At 34.9% G+C, this 24,529-nt stretch carries 22 protein-coding genes; 5 read left to right on the top strand and 17 right to left on the bottom strand.

Annotated features, from left to right (window positions below; genetic code table 11):
- Position 1 precedes the first annotated feature (1 nt).
- From A1704_RS12915 to A1704_RS12850, 14 genes are all read right to left on the bottom strand, one after another.
- Entirely contained in the window at positions 2–1,297 is a 1,296-nt protein-coding gene (locus A1704_RS12915) for a nucleotide sugar dehydrogenase (protein ID WP_062673998.1), read from the bottom strand.
- On the bottom strand, positions 1,297–3,684 hold the full coding sequence (locus A1704_RS12910) for a GumC family protein (RefSeq protein ID WP_062673996.1): 2,388 nt from the start codon (positions 3,682–3,684) through the stop codon (positions 1,297–1,299). Before A1704_RS12910 ends, A1704_RS12915 begins: the two co-directional genes overlap by 1 nt.
- 7 nt (positions 3,685–3,691) lie before the next feature.
- On the bottom strand, positions 3,692–4,516 hold the full coding sequence (locus A1704_RS12905; protein WP_062673994.1) for a polysaccharide biosynthesis/export family protein: 825 nt from the start codon (positions 4,514–4,516) through the stop codon (positions 3,692–3,694).
- 39 nt (positions 4,517–4,555) lie between these two features.
- A complete protein-coding gene (locus A1704_RS12900) occupies positions 4,556–6,484 on the bottom strand; it encodes a polysaccharide biosynthesis protein (RefSeq protein ID WP_062673991.1) in 1,929 nt (642 codons plus the stop codon).
- A 358-nt stretch (positions 6,485–6,842) separates the two neighbouring features.
- Entirely contained in the window at positions 6,843–7,301 is a 459-nt protein-coding gene (locus A1704_RS12895) for a regulatory protein RecX (RefSeq protein ID WP_062673988.1), read from the bottom strand.
- Positions 7,302–7,358: 57 nt separating this feature from the next.
- Positions 7,359–8,624: a serine hydroxymethyltransferase gene (gene glyA, locus A1704_RS12890; protein ID WP_034699074.1), complete on the bottom strand. Its 1,266-nt coding sequence runs from the start codon at positions 8,622–8,624 to the stop codon at positions 7,359–7,361.
- Positions 8,625–8,774: 150 nt separating this feature from the next.
- Positions 8,775–9,680 carry an NAD(P)/FAD-dependent oxidoreductase gene (locus tag A1704_RS12885; RefSeq protein WP_062673987.1) on the bottom strand — a complete coding sequence of 302 codons (906 nt, stop codon included), beginning with the start codon at positions 9,678–9,680 and terminating at the stop codon, positions 8,775–8,777.
- A 172-nt stretch (positions 9,681–9,852) separates the two neighbouring features.
- Positions 9,853–11,379 (bottom strand): glycosyltransferase family 39 protein, encoded by a 1,527-nt coding sequence (locus A1704_RS12880; protein ID WP_062673985.1) that lies wholly within the window; start codon positions 11,377–11,379, stop codon positions 9,853–9,855.
- Between the two features lie 50 nt (positions 11,380–11,429).
- Complete coding sequence (locus tag A1704_RS12875; RefSeq protein WP_062673983.1) at positions 11,430–11,996, bottom strand: hypothetical protein; 567 nt, start codon at positions 11,994–11,996, stop codon at positions 11,430–11,432.
- Between the two features lie 125 nt (positions 11,997–12,121).
- Complete coding sequence (locus A1704_RS12870; protein ID WP_062673981.1) at positions 12,122–13,333, bottom strand: efflux RND transporter periplasmic adaptor subunit; 1,212 nt, start codon at positions 13,331–13,333, stop codon at positions 12,122–12,124.
- A gap of 43 nt (positions 13,334–13,376) precedes the next feature.
- A complete protein-coding gene (locus A1704_RS12865) occupies positions 13,377–14,648 on the bottom strand; it encodes an ABC transporter permease (protein ID WP_062673979.1) in 1,272 nt (423 codons plus the stop codon).
- Between the two features lie 85 nt (positions 14,649–14,733).
- On the bottom strand, positions 14,734–15,963 hold the full coding sequence (locus tag A1704_RS12860) for an ABC transporter permease (protein ID WP_062673977.1): 1,230 nt from the start codon (positions 15,961–15,963) through the stop codon (positions 14,734–14,736).
- Between the two features lie 130 nt (positions 15,964–16,093).
- Positions 16,094–16,450, bottom strand: a complete 357-nt coding sequence (locus tag A1704_RS12855) for a four helix bundle protein (RefSeq protein WP_062673974.1) — start codon at positions 16,448–16,450, stop codon at positions 16,094–16,096.
- A gap of 98 nt (positions 16,451–16,548) precedes the next feature.
- Entirely contained in the window at positions 16,549–17,238 is a 690-nt protein-coding gene (locus A1704_RS12850; RefSeq protein WP_062673972.1) for an ABC transporter ATP-binding protein, read from the bottom strand.
- A 424-nt stretch (positions 17,239–17,662) separates the two neighbouring features.
- Between A1704_RS12850 and A1704_RS12845 the strand changes: the two genes are divergently transcribed.
- The 5 genes from A1704_RS12845 to A1704_RS12825 all read left to right on the top strand — a co-directional run bounded on the left by A1704_RS12845 (position 17,663) and on the right by A1704_RS12825 (position 22,166).
- Positions 17,663–18,637 carry a ribonucleotide-diphosphate reductase subunit beta gene (locus A1704_RS12845; protein WP_062674779.1) on the top strand — a complete coding sequence of 325 codons (975 nt, stop codon included), beginning with the start codon at positions 17,663–17,665 and terminating at the stop codon, positions 18,635–18,637.
- 99 nt (positions 18,638–18,736) lie between these two features.
- Positions 18,737–19,027 (top strand): hypothetical protein, encoded by a 291-nt coding sequence (locus tag A1704_RS12840; RefSeq protein ID WP_062673969.1) that lies wholly within the window; start codon positions 18,737–18,739, stop codon positions 19,025–19,027.
- A 55-nt stretch (positions 19,028–19,082) separates the two neighbouring features.
- The gene (locus A1704_RS12835; protein ID WP_062673967.1) at positions 19,083–20,741 is read left to right on the top strand and encodes a ribonucleoside-diphosphate reductase subunit alpha; all 1,659 of its coding nucleotides are present in this window, start codon (positions 19,083–19,085) and stop codon (positions 20,739–20,741) included.
- Positions 20,742–20,903: 162 nt separating this feature from the next.
- Positions 20,904–21,794 carry a DUF72 domain-containing protein gene (locus tag A1704_RS12830; protein WP_062673965.1) on the top strand — a complete coding sequence of 297 codons (891 nt, stop codon included), beginning with the start codon at positions 20,904–20,906 and terminating at the stop codon, positions 21,792–21,794.
- 141 nt (positions 21,795–21,935) lie between these two features.
- Positions 21,936–22,166 carry a hypothetical protein gene (locus A1704_RS12825; protein WP_062673962.1) on the top strand — a complete coding sequence of 77 codons (231 nt, stop codon included), beginning with the start codon at positions 21,936–21,938 and terminating at the stop codon, positions 22,164–22,166.
- A gap of 44 nt (positions 22,167–22,210) precedes the next feature.
- On the opposite strand, the gene A1704_RS12820 is transcribed toward A1704_RS12825, so the two are convergent.
- From A1704_RS12820 to A1704_RS12810, 3 genes are all read right to left on the bottom strand, one after another.
- Positions 22,211–22,804 (bottom strand): hypothetical protein, encoded by a 594-nt coding sequence (locus A1704_RS12820; RefSeq protein ID WP_082798780.1) that lies wholly within the window; start codon positions 22,802–22,804, stop codon positions 22,211–22,213.
- A gap of 222 nt (positions 22,805–23,026) precedes the next feature.
- Positions 23,027–23,671, bottom strand: a complete 645-nt coding sequence (locus A1704_RS12815; RefSeq protein WP_062673960.1) for an HD domain-containing protein — start codon at positions 23,669–23,671, stop codon at positions 23,027–23,029.
- Positions 23,668–24,513, bottom strand: coding sequence for an alpha/beta hydrolase family protein (locus A1704_RS12810; protein ID WP_062673958.1), 846 nt, complete (start codon positions 24,511–24,513; stop codon positions 23,668–23,670). Before A1704_RS12810 ends, A1704_RS12815 begins: the two co-directional genes overlap by 4 nt.
- Positions 24,514–24,529: the final 16 nt, after the last annotated feature.

Genomic DNA, 24,529 nt, shown 5'->3' with positions numbered 1-24,529 from the left:
ATTATAATCTTGCATCTACCAGATTTCTGTCTAAACATGCTTTCGTATCAAAAACCACAGCATTTTCTTTTTTAAGTTGATCCAGATCCATTTCCAGGAACTCATTGTGAGATACTGCAATCACTAAAGAATCATACTTTTTCCCGTCCTCAAGAGATTCCAGAATATTAATTCCATATTCGTGCTTTACTTCTTCTTTGCTTGCCCATGGATCATAAATATCAACATTTACTCCGTAGTCAGCAAGTTCTCTATAAATATCTACAACTTTAGTATTTCTGACATCAGGACAGTTTTCTTTGAAGGTAACTCCTAAAATCAAGGCATTAGAGTTTTTGATCACTCCTCCCTTTGCAATAAGAAGCTTCACTACTTTAGCGGCAACAAATTTTGCAATAGAGTCGTTTACACGTCTACCTGATAAGATGACATCCGGGTGGTATCCTAACTGCTCTGCTTTATGGGCAAGATAATAAGGATCTACTGAGATACAGTGTCCGCCTACTAATCCCGGTTTATATTTAAGGAAGTTATATTTTGTTCCTGCCGCTTCCAATACATCATTGGTATCGATACCTACTCTATCAAAAATTAAAGCCAATTCGTTAACAAAAGAAATATTAACGTCTCTCTGTGCATTTTCAATAGCTTTTGAGGCTTCGGCAACTTTAATGCTCGGTGCTTTATGGGTTCCTGCAGTAATAATTTTCTTATAAAGTTGATCTACTTCTTCAGCAATTTTTTCCGTAGAACCTGATGTTACTTTTTTAACACTTGTAAGGGTATTTACTTTATCTCCCGGATTAATTCTTTCCGGAGAATATCCTACAAAAAAGTCTTCATTAAAAGTAAGTCCTGAATATTTTTCAAGAATTGGTACACACTCTTCTTCTGTACATCCAGGAAAAACTGTAGATTCATAAATAATAATATCTCCTTTTTTAATAATTTCTCCTAACATTTTTGAAGCAGAAATTAAAGGATTCAAATCCGGAGCATTATATTTATCAATAGGTGTAGGAACTGTTACAATGAATACATTAGCTTCAGAAATATCAGATAACAGACTTGTTGCTTTATAACCTAAAGAACCATTAGATTCTCTATATTTTTTCAGTCCGGTATTTAATTTATCAACATCAGCTTCAAGCGTTATATCTTTTCCGTTATTAAGCTGATCAACACGTTGTGTATTGATATCAAACCCAAAAACAGGATAATGATCTGCAAATTCAAGAGATAAAGGAAGACCTACATAACCCTGGCCTATAACTGCTATTTTATATGTTGTTGCCATTAACTAAATTTATTTTTTATTTTTTGAAACCAAGATTGTTCTGTATGATGGTTGTAGCCATAACCGTATTTGTTACTGTATCCTAAATTTTCTCTGCTTACATCATTAAGTACAAATCCTACATTTCTGATTTTTTTCTGATCAATATTACTGTTGGCAAATTCCAATAATGCCTTTTCAGTATATTTAGATCTGGAAACGTAAATGGTTACATCAGAAAGCTCAGCAATAAGGAAAGTATCTGTTACAAGAAGTAGTGGCGCGGTATCCAAGATAATATATTCATATTTATCTTTCAGTTCGTTGAGAAGAATCTCATAACGACCGTTGGATAATAATTCTGTTGGATTTGGAGGAATCATTCCTGAATAAATTACATCCAGATAAGGATTAAAAGATGATACATGGATAATATCTGTAAGTTTAGTGTCGTCATTGTAAAGGTATTCCGTAAGTCCGGCAAGTCCTTTTCTTGCAGGATTATATCTTTGAAGCTGAGGATTCCTGATATCGGATCCTATAATAATTGCTTTTTTCTTAGGGTTTGCCAGTGTTAAAGCTAAATTCACAGATGTGAATGTTTTTCCTTCTCCCTTTACAGTTGAAGTAACAAATACTACTTTACCTTTTTTCTCTTTTGAAAGCATGAAATTCATATTCGTGATAAGAATTCTAAATGCTTCTGCCATAGGGGTAATATCATTCATTTTAACAATTTCAGAATCTCCTTTCTCAAGACTTGGTAATTCAGCAATAATAGGCGCATGCACTACCTTTTCAAGATCATGTTTCGTAACCACTTTATCATTGAAAAGCATTGTTAGATAAATAACAATAAAAGGAACTAATAATCCTAAAACAAAAGAAACCATTAAAACAATCTCTCTATTAGGTGAAACCGGTGCTCCGGAAGCATAAGCTAAATCTACAATCTTTGCTTTAGGAGCAGTAATGGATTGGGCAATAGCCGTTTCTTCCCTTTTTTGAAGCAATAGCAAGTACAAATTTTCTTTGATTTGCTGTTGTCTTTCAATACTTCTGAACATTTTCTCAATAGAAGGTAGTTTTGATATCTTTCCGGAAACTATATTTTGTTCTCCTAAATATTCATTTCTTGCCAGCTCAAGGCCTTGTTTGTTTTTCTGAAGACTCTGTGTAACAGAACTACGCATTGCATTAATTTGTTTAGTAACATCTACAACCGTAGGGTTTTCCGGCGTAGCGGACTCCAAAAGTCTGTTTCGATGTAATACTAATTGATTATAAGCAGAAATTCCACTTACTGCGTCTGTATTGTTTAGTCCAACATTTGCAGGAAGAACCTGATACTGTCCTTGATTTGAGACATAACTAATTAAGGAATTTGTAAGTTCTAACTGAGCATCTATTTCCAACTGTTTTGCTCTTGCAGCAGCAGAACTTTCCAAACCAATCTTAGCCTCAGTTTCTATATCAATAATATTATTTTTTGATTTAAAACTTTCTTTTTGGTTTTCAACTTCACCAAGTTCTCCGGATAATTTTTTGATTCTGTCTTCAATAAAATCGAGTGTTTTTTTTGACTCTGAGTTTTTATCAGACATTGCATCATTATTGTAGGCTACAACTAAATTATTCAGGATATCTTCAGCTTTTCTGATTTGTGGATAATTTAGGCCTAATCTAAGTACGGTAGCTTCTTTATTAGCTAAATCCACACTTAAACTGCCTTGTAAACTATTTACTTTTGCATCTGCTGTGGAGATTTGCAGCTCAAGGTTTTTCATATCCACTCCAAGGTTTCCCGGAGCGAATTCTTTATTTTTTGTTATAATGATATTGGCAAAGGGAAGACTGATGGTTTTCCCATATGTTGTAACGATTTCTTTTGTTAAACTTTTTGATGTAAGAATAAGCTTATCTTTATCTATAGTAAGTTTTACAGGAGTTGCAGGTTTTTCACTTTGCTTCTCTTCAATTACTTTAACATTTATAGGACATGTTGCTTTATACAATTCTAGTTTAGTAACCCTACCTTTTCCAATTACATTTACCTGTAAATTTTGATTGATGACTACCTCGCGCATCATCTTTTTAGATTTCAGTATTTCTATTTCATTAGCAATACTATTCGTTTTAAGACCGCCTAAACCTGACAGATCCGGTAATATTCCTAAATCACTTCCCATTATAGGAGAAGAGTTTCTTGCATCTTTAATTAAAACGGAAGTCTGAACATTATATATAGGAGTTATAAATCTTAGCGATATATAACCTATTATTAAAGCAACAAATGCACTTAGAATAAACCATGGCCATCTTCTCAGATATGGTTTTATAATTTCACTAATGTTAATACTATTTGAGTTGTTTTCTACCTCAGAAAATTGTGAAGATTGGTTATCCATCAATTTTTTATTTCTTATTAAATAAACTTACTACTACGGCAACTGCTGTAACCGCGATAGAAATAGCGGTCAAATAAAGTCCAGTATTGGGATTTTGTTTTGCTAAAACATCTTTGGTATTACTTGAGGAAACAATAATAGCATCCCCTTGCTTCAGGTTGTAATAAGGAGAATTAATGAGATTGGCATCCCGAATATTAATACGGCCATGAGAAACAACGCCATTTTCTGTTCTGATCACCAATATGTCTTCTCTTTTCCCATATTGCGTCAGGTCACCAGCCATACCTAGTGCATTTAAAATAGTTGCCTGCCCACTTGCTATAGTATAGTCACCCTGTCTGTTAACTTCTCCAAGTACTGTAACTTTAAAATTCGAGAGCCTGATATTAATTGTTGGGTTAATAACATATCTCGTCATTTTTTCTCTAAGTTCGTCTTTAAAAGCGGTGAGACTTTTATCCGATGTATTCAGTTTACCTAAGATAGGGAAGTCAATATCTCCATTTGCATCTACAATATATGTTGGCCCAGACATAATTGTAGAGCCCTGATTAGGAGTATTTCCTCCTGCTATTGCATTGGTCTGGATAAGTTCTGATGAAGAATAGTTCTGATTAAAAGGCTTTACAACATCCATATCTTTTGCAGTGATCAGAATAATAAGCTGATCTCCTACCTGGATTGTATTTGCTGAATTTTTAGCAGAGGCACTGATTGCAACCTGTTCTATATTCTGCATATAATTTAAATCATTCTTAGCATTGGGATTCACTTTACAAGAAATCACTAATGAAGATGCCAAAACTACTGCTAATATTTTTCCTTTCATTATTTTGTTAAATTATGCAAATATACATTTATATTTTGTCTATTTATCAAGAGCCTCATAGATTGAATTATTGCTTCGGAATTCCGGCACTATAGTTTTAAGAATCCTTACTACTTCCACTTTATCTCTTCTAAGAGAAGCTTTTGTAATTTCTTTAGTAAGAGTATCTATTTCTGCAAATCCCATAGAAGGATCTTTGGAGATCATGATTTTATCATTATGAGTAGGAAGTGTTTTTGCGTCATCACTCAAGAGTTCTTCATATAACTTCTCTCCAGGTCTCAATCCTGTATAAATGATCTTAATATCAATATTAGGTTCGAATCCTGATAATTTTATCATTCTTTTGGCAAGATCAATAATTTTAACAGGTTCTCCCATATCAAAGACAAAAATTTCACCTCCTTCACCCATTGTTCCTGCCTGAAGAACCAGCTCACAAGCCTCAGGAATAGTCATGAAATATCTTACAATTTCCGGGTGGGTAATGGTTACCGGTCCTCCAGCTTCAATCTGCTTTTTAAAATGAGGAATTACAGAACCGTTAGATCCTAATACATTTCCAAATCTTGTTGTAATAAACTTGGTAACATTACCATCTACATTCTGAAGTGACTGCACAAAAAGCTCAGCAGCTCTCTTTGAAGCTCCCATTACGTTGGTTGGATTTACAGCTTTATCTGTAGATACCATTACGAAACGGTTTACTTTATACTTACTGGATAGCTTTGCAACTATTTTTGAACCTAATATATTAACAAAAATAGCTTCGTGAGGATTTTCTTCTACCAAAGGTACATGCTTATAAGCAGCTGCATGATATACCATTGAGAAATTATACGTTTGGAACAGAGATTCCATTCTGTGATGATTGGAAACATCTCCTAAAACAAATTTGAAAGGGATATGAGGAAATTTTTCTCTCATTTCAAGTTCAATTTCATAAAGCGGTGTTTCTGCCTGATCTAAAACGACAATCAATGAAGGATTGAAAAGAGCAACCTGTCTAACAATTTCACTTCCTATAGATCCTGCTCCACCGGTTACTAATACTGTTTTATCAAAATGTCTGCTTTTAACTTTTTCATTTTGAATTTTGATAGGTTTTCTGTTTAATAAATCTTCAATTTGAAGATTTCTAATAGATCCCCCTAGATCGCTGTCTCTCAGTTTTTGTACTGATGGTGCTTTAAAGACATTAAGATCTTTCTCTAAAAATAAATTCACCCATGAATTCATCTCATCTCTGGCCATCATTTCTTTAACAATAAGAACGCCATCAATAATAAGATCTTCTTTGGTGTTTTCTTCTATTTTTTGTTTTTCATAAATTGGCTTTCCTAACAGAGATGCCCTTTTAGAATCTGTTCTTTGTGTCAGAAAACCTACTACCTGATAAGGTAAACTCGGGTTATCAAGAATTGCACGTGCAATGGCAATAGACTGCTCATCAATTCCCAATACTAAAATTCTTTTTTTCAGTGCGCTTCTTCTGTATTCCCTCACAATATGGAAAAATTCCTTCACATAAAGTCTGAAAAGAAATAATCCCATAAATGAAATTACGAAATAAAGCATCAGATAAGGAGTAAGGATAAATTTGCTTCCTGTAATCCAGAAATAGCAGATATTTACAGTTCCGATAGCCAGCATTGTGCAAAAGCAGGAGATCAGGAGTTTAAATAAATCTATAAAGGTGGAGTGGCGGATTATCCCGGCATAGGTCTTGAAGACATACATAAAAGAAGCATTCACCAGAATAATAAAAGCGAAAATTAGGCTTTTATCATCATGATATATGAATTCCTGTTTTGTAATTTTTGCGATAATGTAGGTAGAAAGAAATAAAGATATTACCAGAATAATAATGTCTATTACAAGAATTATCCATCTAGGAAGATATCTTACGTCTGAGAGATTGACAACATTATCCCCTCCAAATATTGTTTTTCTAAGAGAATTGTACATTGTCTATATTGGTGTTCATATTTAATTAAGGTATAATATCTAATTATCCAATCAAAGATAGTTTTGATACAATCATGCAAAAGTAAAATAAATTTATTTCAATATGCTGAAATCAAAAATAAATTTGATGTTACATTTATAAAATCTAACAATTTCATTGTGGTACAGCTAAACCCACAGACAAAAATCATACCAGAGAAACTGTTTATGACGACGACATTTATCTATGTAAATTTTTTATTTCAGCTGTTTTTTCTTTAAAAGAATTATTAAATCTTTATATATCAATCTTTTTCAATGAACTGATTGTTTTTTTTCCTAAAAGTCATACGTCAAGTTTTTTCTTATTTATTAATATTTAGCCAAAAATATCAATTATTTTCTCATACTCAAAACCTTTACTCATCAAATATTTTATAGTTTTGGTTTTTTTTTGATATTCTTTCAAGCCAGTTTGTTTGGTATAATAATCATCAAAAATTTTTCTGATTGTTTTCTCATAATCTGAGTCATCAATCTCATCAAAACAAGAGCTTATCAACCTCTCTGAAATCTGTTTTTGTTTCAGATTGATCTTAATTTTGGTCTTTCCCCAGTGTTTAATGTAAAATTTCCCTCGGATATAGCTCCTGGTAAATCTTTCTTCGTTCAGAAAGTTTTCTTTCAGCAGAAATAAAATAATTTCTTCTTTTGCTTCATCAATAAGCAGAAACTCTCTCATCTTCTGTTCCACTTCCGCATGGCAGCGGTCCTGGTAAACACAATAGTTAACAAGCTTCTGTTTAATTTCGTCGAAAGTATAAGATTTCTTTTCCATTGTAATAAAAAAAGAATGAGCAGTTTGCCCATTCTTTATATGATATTGGAATGTCTGTTAGTAATTGAACAGAGCTTTGCCTTCCATTAATTCGTTAACTTTCTTTCTTACAGATCCAAGAACTTCTTCATTCTTGATATTATCTACCACTTCAGAAATTAACCCTGCAATAGTATCCATATCATTTTCTTTAAGTCCTCTGGTTGTAATAGCAGCAGTTCCTAATCTGATACCAGATGTTGTAAATGGTGATTTATCATCAAAAGGAACCATATTTTTATTACAAGTAATATCAGCAAGCACTAAAGCTTTTTCAGTTTCTTTACCGTTTACTCCTTTATTTCTAAGATCTACTAACATCAGGTGATTATCTGTACCACCGCTTACGATATCAAAACCTCTGTCGATCATTGCTTTTGATAATGCCTGAGCGTTAGATTTAACCTGTTTTGCATAAGTTTCGAACTGTACATCCAATGCTTCACCGAACGCTACCGCTTTACCAGCAATTACGTGCTCAAGAGGACCACCCTGAATACCTGGGAATACAGCTCCGTCAAGTACCTGGCTCATCATTTTAATTTCTCCTTTTGGGGTTTTGTGACCGTAAGTATTTTCAAAATCTTTACCCATCATAATCATCCCTCCTCTTGGTCCTCTAAGGGTTTTGTGAGTAGTAGTCGTTACTACATGACAGTGTTCGAATGGAGAGTTTAACAATCCTTTTGCCACTAGACCTGCCGGGTGAGCAATATCTGCCCAAAGCGTTGCTCCAACTTCGTCTGCTACTTCTCTGAACTTAGCATAGTCTAAATCTCTTGAATACGCTGAGAAACCTGCGATAAGCATTTTTGGTTTTTCTCTCAATGCCACTTCTCTCATTTGGTCATAATCGATAAGACCTGTTTCCTGCTGAACTCCGTAAGAAACTACGTTATATTGAATACCTGAGAAATTCACTGCAGAACCGTGAGTAAGGTGTCCTCCCATTGAAAGGTCCATCCCCATGATTTTGTCACCTGGTTTCAAAACTGCAAGATAAATGGCTGCATTCGCCTGAGAACCGGAATGCGGCTGAACATTCACGTAGTCTACTCCAAAAAGTTCTTTAGCTCTGTTAATCGCTAAAGTTTCAACCTCATCTACTACTTCACATCCTCCGTAATATCTTTTTCCGGGATATCCTTCAGCATATTTATTTGTCAGTACACTTCCCATTGCTTTCATCACGTTTTCAGAAACAAAGTTTTCTGATGCAATAAGTTCTAAACCATGGGTTTGTCTTTGTCTTTCCTTTTCAATCAGGTCGAAAATAATATCCATTTTACTTTTAGTTTTTGAAATTTTCACCCCAAATGTACGGAATTTTCGTCGAGATTTCTCTATTGAAAAAATGATTTTTAAACACTAAAAAATGAATATATATATCCACAAATCCTACATTATGGTTCTTTTAAATGTGTCAAAAAGCCTTTAAAATTCATCATCAGAAAGTTCTTTATTCACCATAGCTCCGGCAAAATTCCCTTGTGCAACTGCATTGGCTACGGAACGCATCATGGTTACATTATCTCCACAGGCAAAAAGTCCGGAAACGGTTGTTTTCTGCATTATATCCACTTTAATAAACCCCTGTTCTGTAAGTTCACACCCCAGATCATCAGATACATTGATATTTTGCTCAAAAGGAATTTTCGCATACAAAGCCTGCAATGGAACTTCCTTTCCGTTTTTAAAAATTATTTTTTGAATGAAACCATTTTCATGTTTTACTTCTTTGATTTCATCTTCGTTAAGGATGATATTATTATTCTTTAGTTTTTCAAGTTGTTCGTCACTAAGAACAGCTTTTCCATTGGTAAATAAAGTGAGATTTTTAGTCAGATTAAAAATCAGTTTTGAAAACTCGTAGGCCATATCTCCGTTGGAAAGAATTCCGGTAATTTCATTTTTCACTTCATAGCCATGACAGTATGGGCAATGAATAACAGAAATTCCCCAACATTCTGCAAATCCGGGAATATCCGGCATGATATCCTTCACTCCTGAGGCAAGGATCAATTTTTTAGCGTAAAATTTTTCACCTGTTGAAGTTTCAATCACAAAACCTTTATTTGCTTTCGAAGTTTTTACCACTGTTCCATTATAAAATCGTACGGTATCATACTTTCCTACATCTTGTTTTGCCAGCTTTGCAATTTCCGCAGGTGTTTTTCCGTCATGAGTAACAAAATTATGGGAATGTGGAGTTTGTCTGTTGCAAGGTTTTCCGTTATCGATAACCAGGACATTTCTTAATGATCTTCCCAAAGCCATTGCTGCAGATAATCCTGAATAGCTTCCTCCTGTTATGATGACATCAAAGTTTTTGTTTTCCATAGTTTAGTTGATAATTGATAATTGATAATTGATAATTGATAATTGATAATTGATAATTGATAATTGATAATACAAAGTTAACCTAAAATCAATTAACGCAATAAAGTTGCAATAATATTTATCTATTAGCTTTATCCTATCTGCAAATCATCATTTCCAACGTTATTGAAAACTATTTCCATTCATTTTTAACTTCGATAATTTCATCCTGAATTCTCTTGTTGATATTTACTTTTGCTCCCTGCAAACTGAAAATTGCAGTTCCTCTTTCTCTCGCGTAAGGATTGGTAATGGAATCTTTTAATGTTGCAATTTCAAAAAAGGAACCGGATTCTTTAAGTTCTTTTCCTGCTTCAGATGCCTCTTTAATCCTGATCACATTTTTATATTTTTTGTTTACATCTATCCAATTGATATAATCTGCATTAAATGACACTGCCACGACTCCGGCTTTTGAGTAATAATTAATAGCTCCGGTCTGTCCGTAATTATCACACAGTACCATGGTTTTTCCGGTTTTTGACAATCTGGAATATTCTTTATCTACTTTTTGAGCCAGCTCTTTCCAACCCTGCATATCAGCAAAATCCTGTGGCAGCGGATGATCTTTTCCATCTTCCCAGCGAAGCAACCCTAATTTTTTGTATTGACTTTGGTGGGACACGATGTATTCAGGACTTTTATTTGGAAAAGCCACATTATACAAAGGCAGAAATAAAAGTATTGGAATAAGTATGCTAACCGGCTTCAAAAATCTTTTCAAGCCTTTTTCAAATAAATTTCCGAGAAAAACAGCACCAAAAGCAATATACACAGGATAGAGCCCTATCGCGTAGTAATCTTTTGCTTTAAAGAACAAAAACAAAGTAATTGTGAAGATATAGCTCCAAAAGAAAAACCTGTATTTTTCAAAAGGTTTGTATAACAGCAATGCTCCCCAGCCTGCAATAATCACAAAAATAACTCCGGCAAAAAATAAAATCTGGGATTTCATAAAATCCATTCTGTCTACATGTACAAGCTGCCGTTCAGAAAGTTCTTTCATATGATGAACAACCGGGAACTGGTTCTGGTACTGCCAGAGAAGGTTGGGAAAAATAATAATCAAAGCTAAAAGTGCAGCCCAGTACAAATGAGGCAGCATAAAAATCTTCCTTTGCTCTGTCAGCAATAATGCAGGAATAAGCCCTAACAATGAAAAAGCAATATTGTATTTGTTTAATATTCCTATTCCGACAATGATAGCACCTATATACAACCATTTTACTTGTTGGGAATTGAAATATTTAATCAGACTGTAGTAAATAAACAACCATAGAAAGATCTCCAGAGAGGTTGGCTGGAATAACATATTTACCCGAAGAAGTACTGAAAATAATAGCCCTAAAGAAGCCAGTACTTTAGCAAACAGGTTTCCATTGAGCTCTTCCACAACTTTCCATGTCAGTACTATCGTCAAAGTTCCAAACAGCACTGGAAAGAATTTAACCCAAAAGATGGAATTTCCCAACATTTTAATTATCCAGGCCAACCAGGAATTAACGGGAGGAACGGAGAGATATCCCCAGGCAAGGTGATTGGCCTGATCAAGATGCAGGTATTCATCTCTGTGAAGTTCATACTCAGGGCTTATCAGCGAGTATTGGAGTGCAAACTTTGCAATGATAAAAAGTAACAGAATCCAATAGTCTTTTTTCATGGAGGTATAGTTTGGAATTTAAAATTAAGACATTTTAAAATTACTTTTTGTTACACCTTTCCGAATTTATTATCAGCAATTTCAGTTTTTACTTTTTGAATCTTGTCTGACCAATAATTAATTTCCTCATTTTTATCCGGGAATTCTTCTATAGATTTATTCTGACATGAAATCAATGATTCCTGATAAGACTGCAAGATGGTTTTTAAATACATTTCATAGTCATTAGGATTTTTGGGAATATATCCAATTCCATCACAGCCACATGTATGAAAGCATTTTCCCGTTTTTAAAAGACTTTCTATAATTTTCCATTCTTTAACTGCTGTTTTTTTAGGAGCTTTGAAATCTTTCCCCAGATCAGCCATTACGTTGCTGCACTCAGGACATTTTATAGTTCTGTTTTCAATCTCTGAAACAATTTTTTGTAATTCCTCTGTTTCTCTTTTTCTGAAAACATATCCTACTTTGCGAATTACCTTCCCATTAGGCTCATGGTATACTTTTTCTTTTTCTACTCTTTTTATAATATCGTATGCATCCTGCTGTTTAAATGATTTTCTGCATTTGAAGCATACGTAATGTGATTTATAGGTTTTCCCAGCATATCTGCACATTTTTCATAGATTATCCAATTCAAATATAGGAATTTACACTTGCAAAAGTTTTGATCTAAAAAAAGAATCCCGGACGAAAAAAATTCCTCCGGGATTCACAGTTTAAAAGTGTATAGTGTAGTTTATTATTTTTTATTTGCTTTTTCTTTAAGCTCTTCTTTGTCTTTATCAGAAGGGTTCCAAACTTTTACTTCGGTATCTTTTGTGATATTTGATCCCGGAAGAATCTGAACGTTGATCCCGTCACTAGCTCCCAGTTTCACATATACTTTTTTGAATTTCCCATCTTTTTGTTTTGCTTCTACGAAAGGTACATCTTTTCCTTGTTTCTTTTCGTACTGAACTAAAGACTCATCCAATAATAATGCATTTTTCTGAGAACTCAATACAATTTCACCATTCGCAGAAAAACCTGCTCTAATATACTCATTATTAGGATTAGTTACGTTTCCTTCTACCGGAAATTTAATTGTTCCTGCATTATCTTTTCCTTTTGGAGCAATCATCGTTAGTTTTCCAGGGAAAGTTTTATTTTGAAGAGCACCGATCACAATGTTCATATCCATCCCTTCACTTAGTTTTCCGGCTTGTGCTTCATCAATTTCACCTTTAAAAATCAAAACATTTAAATCAGCCACTGAGCAGATTGTAGTTCCGGCATTAAAGTTATTGGCTTCAATCACCTGGCTTCCTGCTTTTACAGGAACTTCCAGTACAGTACCTGAAGCTTTGGAACGAATTTCTGTAGTCGCTAACCCTTGTCCTTTAAGTTCAGGAGTGGCACCTGTTTTAGCAATCTGTAATCTTTTTTGAGCGGTATTCAATTGCTGCTGGGCATTTTTTAAAGTCTGTTGCTGAGAGTACAATTGCTGCTGGGCGTTCAGATACTCCTGTTTAGAAGCGACTCCTTGTTTGTATAGCTTATCCTGCATTTCAAACTGTTTCTGCATATTCCCTACATTCATCTGAGCATTACTGATCTGGATCTGCGCATTCTGAACTTCCTGCTGAGCAGCGTTTACTTCGGAGATACTTGGAACAATTTTTACGGTAGCAATCAGCTGTCCTACTTCTACTTTATCTCCTTCTTTTACTAAAATCTTATCGATAATCCCAGCAATATTGGGTTTGATTTCAATTTCTTCTTTGGGAACGATTTTCCCTGTAGCCATTACTTTATCATCCATATTCTGGATAGTAGGTTTGCGGGTAAGGAAAGCCTCACTTTCTTTGGAGTTTGATTTGATAAAATAGCCAAGCCCTGAGAACAATGCCACTGCAAATAAAAGCCCCAAGACTATATAAATGGCTTTTTTCCAGGTGAATTTCTTTTTCATATGTATAGTTTATTTTTTTTAAATTGAATGATGTGAAAATTAATTATTCTGTTCTTAATGCTTCAATAGGTCTGATCTTTACCGCTCTCTGCGCAGGAATCATTCCGATTATCAATCCTAAAACCACCATTACAGCCATCGCCGCAAATACGTTTCCATAGTTAACGGTCGGATTATAAAAAGGAAATGAATCCTGACCCTGGGTAGCCGCATTGAGGATCATGAGCACAAAAATTCCAGACATAAAACCTATTAATCCTGAGGAAAGTGTAATCACAACACTTTCCAGCAAAATCTGATTTCTTACTTCAGCAGGCTTTGCTCCCAATGCTCTTCTGATTCCGATTTCTTTGGTTCTCTCTTTTACTGTAATCAAAAGAATATTGGAGATAGCGATTACTCCTGCAAGAATCGTCAGTGTACCAACAATAATGGTCAGTAGCTGCATCCCAGTAAGAAAACCGGTTAGTTTTTTAAACTCTTTTCCAAGATTGAAACTTCCGAAAGCATTGGTGTCTTCAGGTGAAACTTTATTTTTGGTTTTTAAAACCTGTTTTACATCTTCTTCCACGGAATTAACGTTAGCATTAGGCTTACTTACAATCGCAAACAGGTCTATCTGGTCTCCTGCATTATACATTTTCGTATAAGTGGAAAGTGGAATGAAAGCGGTCTGATCATTTTCAAAGCCGCCTCCTTTTTTCACACGAAAAACTCCGATGACATTAAAGAAGAGACCTTTAATATTGATTGATTTTCCTATTGGATTTTCTTTTTTCTTGGAATCAAAGAAGTTTTTATAAATCTCTTCTCCAATAACTACTACATTTTTATTTCCGGAAACATCGGCATCATTGATATAGCGTCCGTAGATCAGTTTCTTTTCTGAAATTTTATTTCCTACAGAGTAATCTCCCGTTAATGAATAAGTACCGTTTTTCCCGTTTCTTGACATTGATTCTCCCGGTGTTCCGGTAAAGCTTCCTCTGGCATTTTGTGGCGATATATAATCTATGGCTGTTACTTTCCTTTTCAGCATATCCATATCGGTTAAGTTCAAGTGAACTTCTCTTCCTTTAGGAAATCCCTCATATGGAATGGATGTTTTCTGTGCCCATAAGAAGATTGAATTGGTGGCAAAACCGGAAAATAATTTATCAAAACCATTCTCCATCCCTTTTGCGGCTCCAAGAAGGCTTACATACAAAAACATTCCCCATCCTACGCCAATCATGGTAAGAAATGTTCGGAGTTTATTATTCCTCAATGAATAATAAATTTCCTGCCAAGTATCTTTTTTAAATATGATATTCACCTTTTTGAATTATAAGTTATAAATATGAGTTATGAATTCCATTCATTCTTTTAACTAAAAATTTGCTTTTGTTTTTTAGTTTATATTATTCTGTTCTCAATGCTTCAATAGGTTTGATTCTTGAAGCTCTGTATGCAGGTACAAATCCAGCAATCAATCCTGAAAAAATCAGGGCAATAAATGCCATAATAATAGCCCCCCAACCTACACTTGGACTTTTAATGAAGAATTCTTCAAGACTGTCACCAATAAGGCTTAATGTCAAAACACCTATTCCTACTCCTACAAGTCCGGATACCACTGTAATCACAACGCTTTCCTGAACAATCAGTCCTACGATTCCACTTGGTTTTGCCCCAATAGCTTTTCGTACTCCGATTTCTTTGGTTCTTTCTTTCACGATATACACCATGATATTACTGATCCCGATAATTCCCGCAAGCAATGTTCCCAGACCAATAAATCCAACAATAGCGGTAAGAACTGCCATAAACGTAAATGTATCATTCATATTTTTGGCGTTATTCCAGACACGAACTCCATTTTCATCATCAGGAGAAACATTTTTTCTGGCTTTCAGTTTATCTTGTAACTCATCACCATATTTTATGGCCTGATCCGGAGTCAACTTATCATTATAGGTGATATAAGCTATATTCACTGTGTCAGAACCCTTTTTCATCTGCTGTAAAGTGGTAATAGGCACTGTAATATGTCTTTCATCCCGGTCTCCTCCATCATCTGAAAAGACTCCGATCACCTTGTACATCGTTCCGTTAATATCCAGCTCTTTTCCAATAGGATTTCCATTTTTGATCAAATCCCGCTGAACCATTCTTCCGATTACGGCAACATTTAATTTCCTTGTCAAATCCATAGATGTCAGATAACGACCATCAATAATTTTTCTATTCTCAATAACCTGCTCTCCCGGCTCAGCACCATTGATCTGATAGAGACCACTCTCTTTCCCATATTTCACCATTAAATTGGCGCTATACCTGGGACTTGAAGGACCCGCTTTTTTCTTATCTGCATTTATCAAAAAATCATAGTCTGCGTTATTCATTGAAACATTTCTATCAGACTGTAATCCCTTATACGCTAAAGTGGCTTTCCCTGTTGAAATAATAATAAGGTTCTTAGCATCTCCGGCAAATCCTTCTGAGAAAGCATTCTGAAGTCCTTTTCCAATTCCAAAAAGTACGATGAAAATAAACAGCCCCAGGGCTACCGTAAACCCTGAAAGTACCGTCCTGAGCACATTGCTCCGGATAGAACTGAATATTTCCTGCCAACGATCTAGGTCAAACATAGTTTTTATTTTTTTACTTTGTAAAAAAGTCAATTAGCTGCGCTCTCAATTTTCTTCGAAGTCAATTAACTTTGTTGTCAATTTATTCTTCGCAAAACTTTAGTTACGAACCTGACTAATTTTCACATTTCTAATCTTTTTTTAACATTTTACTTAACAAGATAAATGCTGTTTTTATTAAATTTCCAATTTTTGTTAATTCCTCTATTTTAATATAATTACATTCTATAACGATATCAAAACAAGAATCCAACTCAATAACCGAACCTCTGGCAATTTCAAAATACCTCTTTCTTTCCAGTTCAGATTTTCTTGAACATCCTTCAGTAATATTTAATACAACTGAAGTAGAAGCTCTTCGTATCTGATCGATTATGTTAAACTTTTCATGATCAGGGATTTTAGATAAAATTTTATAACATTCTATTCTTAATTCTCTGGCTGACTGATATACGTCAAGCTTATAATGGTTCAGATTTAAAAACATTTTTATTTTTTTTCATATTCATTCGTGTGTGTTATTAATTATTTTCCCTCTTCATTATCAATTCACTTGTAAAGCAAAATTGACCATTCACGATTCACTTATAATACAATCTGCTTAATAAACTCATCACTTTCAATAATCCCGTCCTTCAGTACTACATTTCTCTTGGTTTGTGCAGCTACATCAGGTTCATGGGTTACAACGATGATTGTTTTCCCCTCATTATTGATATCCTGAAGCAGTTTCATAATATCATGAGTAGTTTTGGAATCCAATGCTCCTGTAGGCTCATCTGCCAGTACTACTTTTGGATCTGTAATCAAAGCTCTTGCAATAGCGACTCTTTGTTTCTGTCCTCCGGAAAGTTCACTCGGAAGGTGGTTGGCCCATTGTGCCAATCCTACTTTCTCCAGATATTCCATCGCTTTCTGATTTCGCTCTTTTCTCGGTACATTCTGATAGTACAGAGGAAGTGCTACATTTTCTAAAGCCGTTTTATAATTGATAAGGTTAAAAGACTGGAAAATAAATCCTAAAAACCTGCTTCTGTATTCCGCAGCTTTTACTTCAGATAAATGTTCGATAGGAACTCCATCCAATTCATAGATACCTGAATCTTTTTCATCCAGAATCCCAATAATATTAAGAAGCGTAGATTTTCCGGAACCGGAACTTCCCATAATAGAAACAAACTCCCCTTCAGAAATATTCAGATTAATTCCTTTGAGAACATGAAGTTTGCTTTTCCCTGTATCGTATGACTTATTTAAATCCTGAATTACTAACATTAAGTGATGTATGTTTTATACCCAATAAGTAGATGATATTTTCAAATTGTTACAAGAATAAAAATTTATTCAAATATTTTTTTGTTTAACACAATAGACCTTTATTTATAATACTTTACAAAATATTGTTTAACTGTAACTCTGTATTTGTATCTATTTATCCTCAAGATTGCTGTCTAGCCTATTATCCGAGCCAGTTTCATGTAAATGTGGAAAACTTTTCAGGCTAAAAGTCAGCCTATTAGTATTTACCTCTTTCAAAATCAGTTCTTTTTTTCGAACTTTGCTATTAGTTCTTTACAAGAAATATGAATTTGCGGAAGTGAATAACTTTAATCCACAACTTGCAGATAAACAAAAAGTTAAATATTTCCTGAACGTTATCCACAGAGATCTAAATTATTTAATTATAAAGATATTTAATATGGGAATTTTTGATAAAAGAGTAAGTTATAAGCCATTTGAATACCCGGAGGTTCTTCAATTTGTAGAGGCAATCAACAAATCGTTCTGGGTACATTCGGAAGTGGACTTTACTGCAGATGTTCAGGATTTTCATTCGCAGTTGGAACCACATGAAAAACATGCTGTGAAAAATGCGCTGTTAGCCATTGCACAGATCGAGGTGTCTGTAAAGACATTCTGGGGGAATTTATACAACCACCTACCAAAGCCGGAATTCAATGGATTAGGATCTACTTTTGCAGAATGCGAGTTTCGTCATTCTGAAGCATATTCCCGTTTATTAGAGGTATTAGGATACAATGACGAATTCCTTAATGTTATCGAAATTCCTGCTGTAAAAGGAAGAATCGAGTTCCTGGGAAATGCTTTAAAACACGCTAATTCTGCAACCCCTAAAGAGTATGTTTCTGCTTTACTATTATTCAGTATTTTAGTAGAAAATGTTTCTCTTTTCTCGCAGTTTGCCATCATCCTTTCTTTCACAAGATTCAAAGGATTCATGAAAAACGTTTCCAATATTATTGCATGGACTTCCGTAGATGAGCAGATTCACGCTAATGCAGGAATCTACCTGATCAACAAAATCCGTGAGGAACAGCCTGACTTATTAACAGACAGCGATATCGAAGACATTTACACTTTGGTAGATGAGTCTATCGCAAGAGAAGGTGATATCCTTAGCTGGATCTTTGAACTGGGAGAAATTGACAACGTTTCTAAAGAAGATCTTCTTAACTTCATGAAATACCGTGTGGATGACAGCTTGAAGAAAATCAACATGAAAACAAAATACAACATTACTCCTGAACAATACAGACCAATGGTATGGTTCGAGGAAGAAGTTTTCGCCAATTCATTAGATGATTTCTTTGCTAAAAGACCTGTTGATTATACAAAACACGATAAAAGTATTACAGCAAACGACTTGTTCTAATATTGGCGAGCGAGCGTCAAAGCGGTCAGTATCAGGACTACCCTTTTCTGATTAATAAGTGAAATTGTTGTTCATCAGTAAAGCACAAATACAAAAGAAATGATTAATGTAATAGTAACCTATACGGTAAACCCCGAATTTGTTCCAAACAATAAAACGAATATCCAAAAGTTTCTGGAAGATTTCAAAAATTTAGATCCTTCCACCTTTGAATATAAAGTTTTTGTAAAGGAAGATGGTGTTACTTTTGTACATTATTCAAACTACATCAATGAAGAAGTTCAGCATGAGGTTTTGAATGTTCCGTCTTTTAAAGAATTTCAGAGATTAAGAGACGAAAGCGGGCTGAACGGTTCCCACAAAGTAGAAATTTTACAATCAATATTATAAAAAAACAAAATTCCGGAGTGACTCTCTCATTCCGGAATTCGAAAATATAACATCTATGGAAGAGCAAAATTCAAATATATGGTGGCTCAATGAAGAGTCTGAGCAAATGCTGAACAGAGGATATCTGTTGAAAGGTGAAACGGTAGACGGAGCTATCGACAGAATTACCACTGCTGCTGCAAAAAGGTTATACAAGCCTGAACTTCAACCGGCATTCAAAGAAATGATCACGAAAGGATGGATCAGTTTCTCTTCTCCTGTATGGGCTAATATGGGAACAGAAAGAGGTCTTCCTATCTCCTGTTTCAACGTTCACATTCCAGACAGCATTGAAGGAATTACTCATAAAATGGGTGAAGTCATCATGCAGACTAAAATCGGAGGTGGTACTTCAGGATATTTTGGAGAATTGAGAAACAGAGGAACTGCTGTAACAGATAACGGAAAATCTTCAGGAGCAGTTTCATTCATGAAGCTTTTCGATACGGCTATGGATGTGGTTTCTCAGGGAGGAGTAAGAAGAGGTGCTTTTGCTGCTTACTTAGATATTGACCACGGAGATATTGAAGAATTTTTATCTATTAAAGATATCGGTAGCCCGATTCAGAACCTGTTTACCGGAGTATGTGTACCAGATTACTGGATGCAGGATATGATTGACGGTGATATGGAAAAACGTAAAGTTTGGGCAAGAGTATTGGAAAGCCGCCAGCAAAAAGGTCTTCCGTATATTTTCTTCACAGACAACGTTAACAGAAATAAACCTCAGGTTTATAAAGACCTGGGAATGACGGTGAATGCAAGTAACCTTTGTTCTGAAATCATGCTTCCATCAACAATGGAAGAATCTTTCATCTGCTGTCTGTCTTCCATGAACCTGGAATTGTATGATGAGTGGAAAGATACCGATGCTGTAAAACTGGCAGTATACTTCCTTGATGCTGTATTATCAGAGTTCATTGACAAAACTGAAGGAAACTATTACCTACAGGGAGCAAGAAACTTCGCGATGCGTCACAGAGCTCTTGGTTTAGGCGTTTTAGGATACCACTCTTATTTACAGAAAAATATGATTCCGTTTGAAAGCTTTGAGGCGACTCAGTTCAATGCAAGAGCATTCAGACATATCAAAGAACAGGCTGAGCAGGCTTCAAGAGAACTTGCCAACATCTATGGAGAACCAGAAGTATTGAAAGGATATGGATTGAGAAATACCACAACAATGGCTATTGCTCCTACCACTTCAAGTTCTGCCATCTTAGGACAGACTTCTCCTGGAATTGAGCCTTTCTCTTCCAACTATTATAAAGCAGGTCTTGCGAAAGGAAACTTTATGCGTAAGAATAAATACCTTGCACAACTATTGAAAGAAAAAGGACTGGATAACGAAGAAACATGGAGAACAATCATGCTGAACCACGGATCTGTACAGCACCTGAACGAGCTTACTCCTGAAGAAAAGGCAGTATTCAAAACGTTTAAAGAAATCTCTCCAATGGAGATTATCTCCCAGGCAGCACAGAGACAGCAATATATTGACCAGGCACAGTCTCTGAATCTTCAGATTCCTTCTACAATGCCTGTAAAAGATGTCAACTACCTTTATATTGAAGCTTGGAAAAAAGGAGTGAAAACACTTTACTACCAAAGAAGTTCGTCTGTTTCAAAAGAAATGATGGTTAACTTCGTATCATGTTCAAGCTGCGAGGCATAGGACCAAGTAATAAACACGCTATATTTACAAAAGCATACCGAAAGGTGTGCTTTTGTCGTTTTCAATGCTGATTCTGTCTAATTACTTTCCACAGAAATCATAGAATGCTCTGAGATTTTTGGTTTATATTTGTGTTCATTGTTTAATACCAAAACTACAGATATGAAATTCGGACAAGTAGAAGACCCATCAAAAATAGATTTCACATTACCTAAAGATCATCCCAGAACGAAAGAAATACTGGCCCCTAATAAAAAAGGCCTGGAAAATATTTCTATCGGGTGTGCAAAATGGAATAAAACAGACCTTAAGGGATTCTATCCTAAAGGAACTAAGGATGAGTTGACTTATTATGCTACTCAGTTTAATTCTATCGAATTGAATGCTACTTTCTATGGAATGCCCACTCCTGATCAGGTAAAAACCTGGAAAGAAAAAACTCCGGAAAATTTTAAATTCTTCCCTAAGATCACCAATACGGTTTCCCATTTCAGAAGGCTGATTGATGTGACGGATCCCGTGACTCATTTTGCTTCTGCTATTATCAATTTTGATGAGAAACTGGGAATGGCTTTTCTTCAGCTTCACGATAATTTTAAGACTAAGGACTATGACAGGCTGGAAAAATTCGTAAAAGAATGGCCTAAAGAAGTTCCATTAGCCATAGAACTCCGAAATACGGAATGGTTTACCGATGAAGAAATTCTGAATACAACCTGTGAACTTTTTGAAGCCCATAACATCACCAATATCATTGTAGATACCGCCGGAAGAAGAGATATGCTTCATATGCGACTTACTACCCCTAATGCATTTATCCGCTATGTAGGAGCCAATGCTGAAAGTGACTATGAAAGACTGGATGATTGGTTGAAACATCTTACCCAATGGAAAAAAGCAGGTCTTCAGAATCTTTATTTCTTCGTACACCAGAACATTGAAAAAGCTTCTCCTTTATTATCCGCTTATTTTATCAGGAAGATGAATGAAGAATGGAAAACTGATATTCATATTCCGCAAATGGCAACAGAAAGTACCGGAACACTTTTTTAGCACAAAGGATTGCTGAGATAAAATTAAATAGGCTACATTCAGTTAATTTCTTACACCCGATTCATTCCTCTCTGTAACAAAAAAATTTGTATATTAGAGTATAATGTATTTCACTAAACATTATGCTTTAAAACATAAATTATGGAAAAGGAAATTTGTACAATCAGCATTGCTAGCAACTGGCTTGGTGATGAATATATTTTTTATGAAAATCATACCATAAAAAGAGTATATGACAGCCACAGTTTGAATTCCAATAAGAGCGAATGGCTTGAGCCTAAAGAAATCAGTAAACAAAATAAGGATAAACTTATCAAAGCCTGTCCTGAAGAATTCAAGGAACGGATTATGCAGATTCTGGATTATCCTTGACAGAAACTAAAAAGGTAATGAGTATTGGAAACTCATTACCTTTTTTATTTATTTTTTCTAATCAGCAGCACAAGATTGAGAAACAGAAGCAGAAAGTCCAGCGTAATCCAGATTCCCAGTTTGGTATTCTCATAATTATAAGCGTCTACCTGCTTTTTGGCCGCATCAGACAGCTTCATACTTTGATTGATGTAGTTCTGTACTTCTACAATCTGATCAATATTTTTATTAGGTACAGAATGTTGAGAAAAATAGACTAAGTTTTTCTTTCCAAGATAGCCTGCAATCCAGTATTCATCAGACTTATCCATTTTCAGGTATTCTATTCTGTAATATTCCGGGCGTATTTTTCCAATATGTTTAGGCTCAAGGGTTGTATTCTGATCTGTTTTATCTACTTTGATTAAGTAAAAATCCAATGCCTGTGGAAGTTTATTAACCACCTGAAGCCCCACAGAATTATCAACAAATGCCACAGCACTTTTCTTGATAAACCAGTACGTAAATACAGAAATTGAAAAAACAACTGTTACAATACGAAACAGCTTTGCCCACTTGGCCATACTTCCTGATTTAATCTTAAACAGGACCAATGAAAGGACACAAGCCAGAAATATGATAAAAATAATGAGTGTCATATTTTACAAAGATACTCCTTCTCTCTATTTTATCCATGTCCGAGGCCAATTTTTAATTTTAACCAGCCTAAAAAATAGTTTTCTATCTTTATTACCCTCTGAACTGAACTGCTATATCTGTTCATAAAAAATATCCGAACTAATAATGTCACATACAATATTTGTTCGGATAGTTAATTTTTGACAAGCAGAATCAGATTCAATTCATTCTGATTCTATTTTCTACTCTACATTCCATTCTTTATAAAACTGGTCCAGGAAATTCAGCATATAATTGTGTCTTTCTTCTGCCATTTGTTTTCCTTTTTCAGTGTTCATCATATCTTTCAGGAGAAGGAGCTTTTCATAGAAATGATTGATCGTTGTCCCGTTAGATTTTTTATACTCTTCTTTTGACATCCCTAATTTGGGTTTCATATCGGGATGATGCATCAGGTTATTTTTAAAACCTCCAAAATTGAATGTTCTGGCAATTCCAATGGCGCCTATGGCATCAATACGATCGGCATCCTGCACAATCTGGAGTTCAATGGGTGGATTTAACGGAGCCTGATCTCTGTTCTTGAACGAAATATTTTCAATGACAAATAAGACCTTCTGGATGATTTCTTCAGATACGTTCTGTTCTTCAAGAAAGATTCTTGATATTTTGGGAGCAATGGTTTCATCTCCGTTATGAAATTTAGGATCGGCAATATCGTGAAGAAGTGCGGACAATTCTACTACTTCTTTGTCACAATCCTCTGTTTCTGCTATCTGAGCGGCCAGCTTCCAGACTCTTTCAATATGGAACCAGTCATGCCCGGCTTCTGCTCCTTCTAATTTTTCTTTTACAAATGCTACTGTGTTGTCAATCGTACTTTTCATTTATCTATCAGTTCATTTAAAATAATATCCCATAGTTTGCTGTTGTAACTTCTAAAAAAATTGATATGCCCGATTTCATTTTTATCTGATTCTGAAGCAGCGATCAGCCTGTATGTAGGTTTGAGATTTGAATAGGTATTATTTAATAAACTTAATACTCCTTTTTCTGTAAGCCATATATCATCTTCAGCCCGGATTACAAATACTTTCTGGGTTAAATTTTTAGAAAAGTCATCAATTTTTTCCAACAGCTTATTGGTTGATTTCTTGTTTAAAATTAAGGTTCTCCAGTCATATGCGCAATTTTTTGGAAGACTTTCTCCCAATCCAAACCAATGTGCGGGGAAATATCCTAGCAATGAAGTTGTTAATGGCTGGGCAATTCCAAAACCTAAATACGCTTCAACTTTTGTTCTTCCTTTAAGGTTTCCTACAAAAGCATTTTGTGTTCCTACAAAAACAAATTCTTCAAAAATGTTGGAATCTTCATTCATTCCCAGAATGAGTGCACCTACAGAATGGCCTAAACAATACTTTTTGTATTCTTTAAATGCTGACTTGATATATTGAGTTATCGTTTTATAATCTTTTGAGCCCCAAAGCCTCATAGAACCTTGAAACCCTCTCATATTTTTCGGCTTGGAAAGTCCTATTCCTCTGTAATCATAGGTAATAACTGTAAATCCCTGTTCACAAAAGTAGCTGGCAAAAGAAAAATAGACCTGCTGCTTTACCCCTGTTGCTGAGTTAATCAGTAATAGTTTACCATTATCTCTTTCCGGCTTAAATAAATGGGCAACAAGATTAATATGGTCTTCTGTGGTCAATATTAGTTTTTCCATAATATAAAAAAGAAAA

It is taken from the genome of Chryseobacterium cucumeris (assembly GCF_001593385.1).
Lineage (GTDB): Bacteria > Bacteroidota > Bacteroidia > Flavobacteriales > Weeksellaceae > Chryseobacterium > Chryseobacterium cucumeris.
This window is presented reverse-complemented; position numbering and strand designations above follow the sequence as displayed.

Bases quoted from the DNA above. Each gene is read 5' to 3' on its own strand.
- A1704_RS12880 (WP_062673985.1), bottom strand. From the start codon at position 11,379: ATGAAAAAAGACTATTGGATTCTGTTACTTTTTATCATTGCAAAGTTT.
- A1704_RS12915 (WP_062673998.1), bottom strand. From the start codon at position 1,297: ATGGCAACAACATATAAAATAGCAGTTATAGGCCAGGGTTATGTAGGT.
- A1704_RS12885 (WP_062673987.1), bottom strand. From the start codon at position 9,680: ATGGAAAACAAAAACTTTGATGTCATCATAACAGGAGGAAGCTATTCA.
- A1704_RS12855 (WP_062673974.1), bottom strand. From the start codon at position 16,450: ATGTTTTTAAATCTGAACCATTATAAGCTTGACGTATATCAGTCAGCC.
- A1704_RS12825 (WP_062673962.1), top strand. From the start codon at position 21,936: ATGGAAAAGGAAATTTGTACAATCAGCATTGCTAGCAACTGGCTTGGT.
- A1704_RS12810 (WP_062673958.1), bottom strand. From the start codon at position 24,513: ATGGAAAAACTAATATTGACCACAGAAGACCATATTAATCTTGTTGCC.
- A1704_RS12835 (WP_062673967.1), top strand. From the start codon at position 19,083: ATGGAAGAGCAAAATTCAAATATATGGTGGCTCAATGAAGAGTCTGAG.
- A1704_RS12845 (WP_062674779.1), top strand. From the start codon at position 17,663: ATGGGAATTTTTGATAAAAGAGTAAGTTATAAGCCATTTGAATACCCG.
- A1704_RS12900 (WP_062673991.1), bottom strand. From the start codon at position 6,484: ATGTACAATTCTCTTAGAAAAACAATATTTGGAGGGGATAATGTTGTC.
- A1704_RS12820 (WP_082798780.1), bottom strand. From the start codon at position 22,804: ATGACACTCATTATTTTTATCATATTTCTGGCTTGTGTCCTTTCATTG.
- A1704_RS12910 (WP_062673996.1), bottom strand. From the start codon at position 3,684: ATGGATAACCAATCTTCACAATTTTCTGAGGTAGAAAACAACTCAAAT.
- A1704_RS12875 (WP_062673983.1), bottom strand. From the start codon at position 11,996: ATGTGCAGATATGCTGGGAAAACCTATAAATCACATTACGTATGCTTC.
- A1704_RS12840 (WP_062673969.1), top strand. From the start codon at position 18,737: ATGATTAATGTAATAGTAACCTATACGGTAAACCCCGAATTTGTTCCA.
- glyA (WP_034699074.1), bottom strand. From the start codon at position 8,624: ATGGATATTATTTTCGACCTGATTGAAAAGGAAAGACAAAGACAAACC.
- A1704_RS12895 (WP_062673988.1), bottom strand. From the start codon at position 7,301: ATGGAAAAGAAATCTTATACTTTCGACGAAATTAAACAGAAGCTTGTT.
- A1704_RS12830 (WP_062673965.1), top strand. From the start codon at position 20,904: ATGAAATTCGGACAAGTAGAAGACCCATCAAAAATAGATTTCACATTA.
- A1704_RS12905 (WP_062673994.1), bottom strand. From the start codon at position 4,516: ATGAAAGGAAAAATATTAGCAGTAGTTTTGGCATCTTCATTAGTGATT.
- A1704_RS12815 (WP_062673960.1), bottom strand. From the start codon at position 23,671: ATGAAAAGTACGATTGACAACACAGTAGCATTTGTAAAAGAAAAATTA.
- A1704_RS12860 (WP_062673977.1), bottom strand. From the start codon at position 15,963: ATGTTTGACCTAGATCGTTGGCAGGAAATATTCAGTTCTATCCGGAGC.
- A1704_RS12850 (WP_062673972.1), bottom strand. From the start codon at position 17,238: ATGTTAGTAATTCAGGATTTAAATAAGTCATACGATACAGGGAAAAGC.
- A1704_RS12870 (WP_062673981.1), bottom strand. From the start codon at position 13,333: ATGAAAAAGAAATTCACCTGGAAAAAAGCCATTTATATAGTCTTGGGG.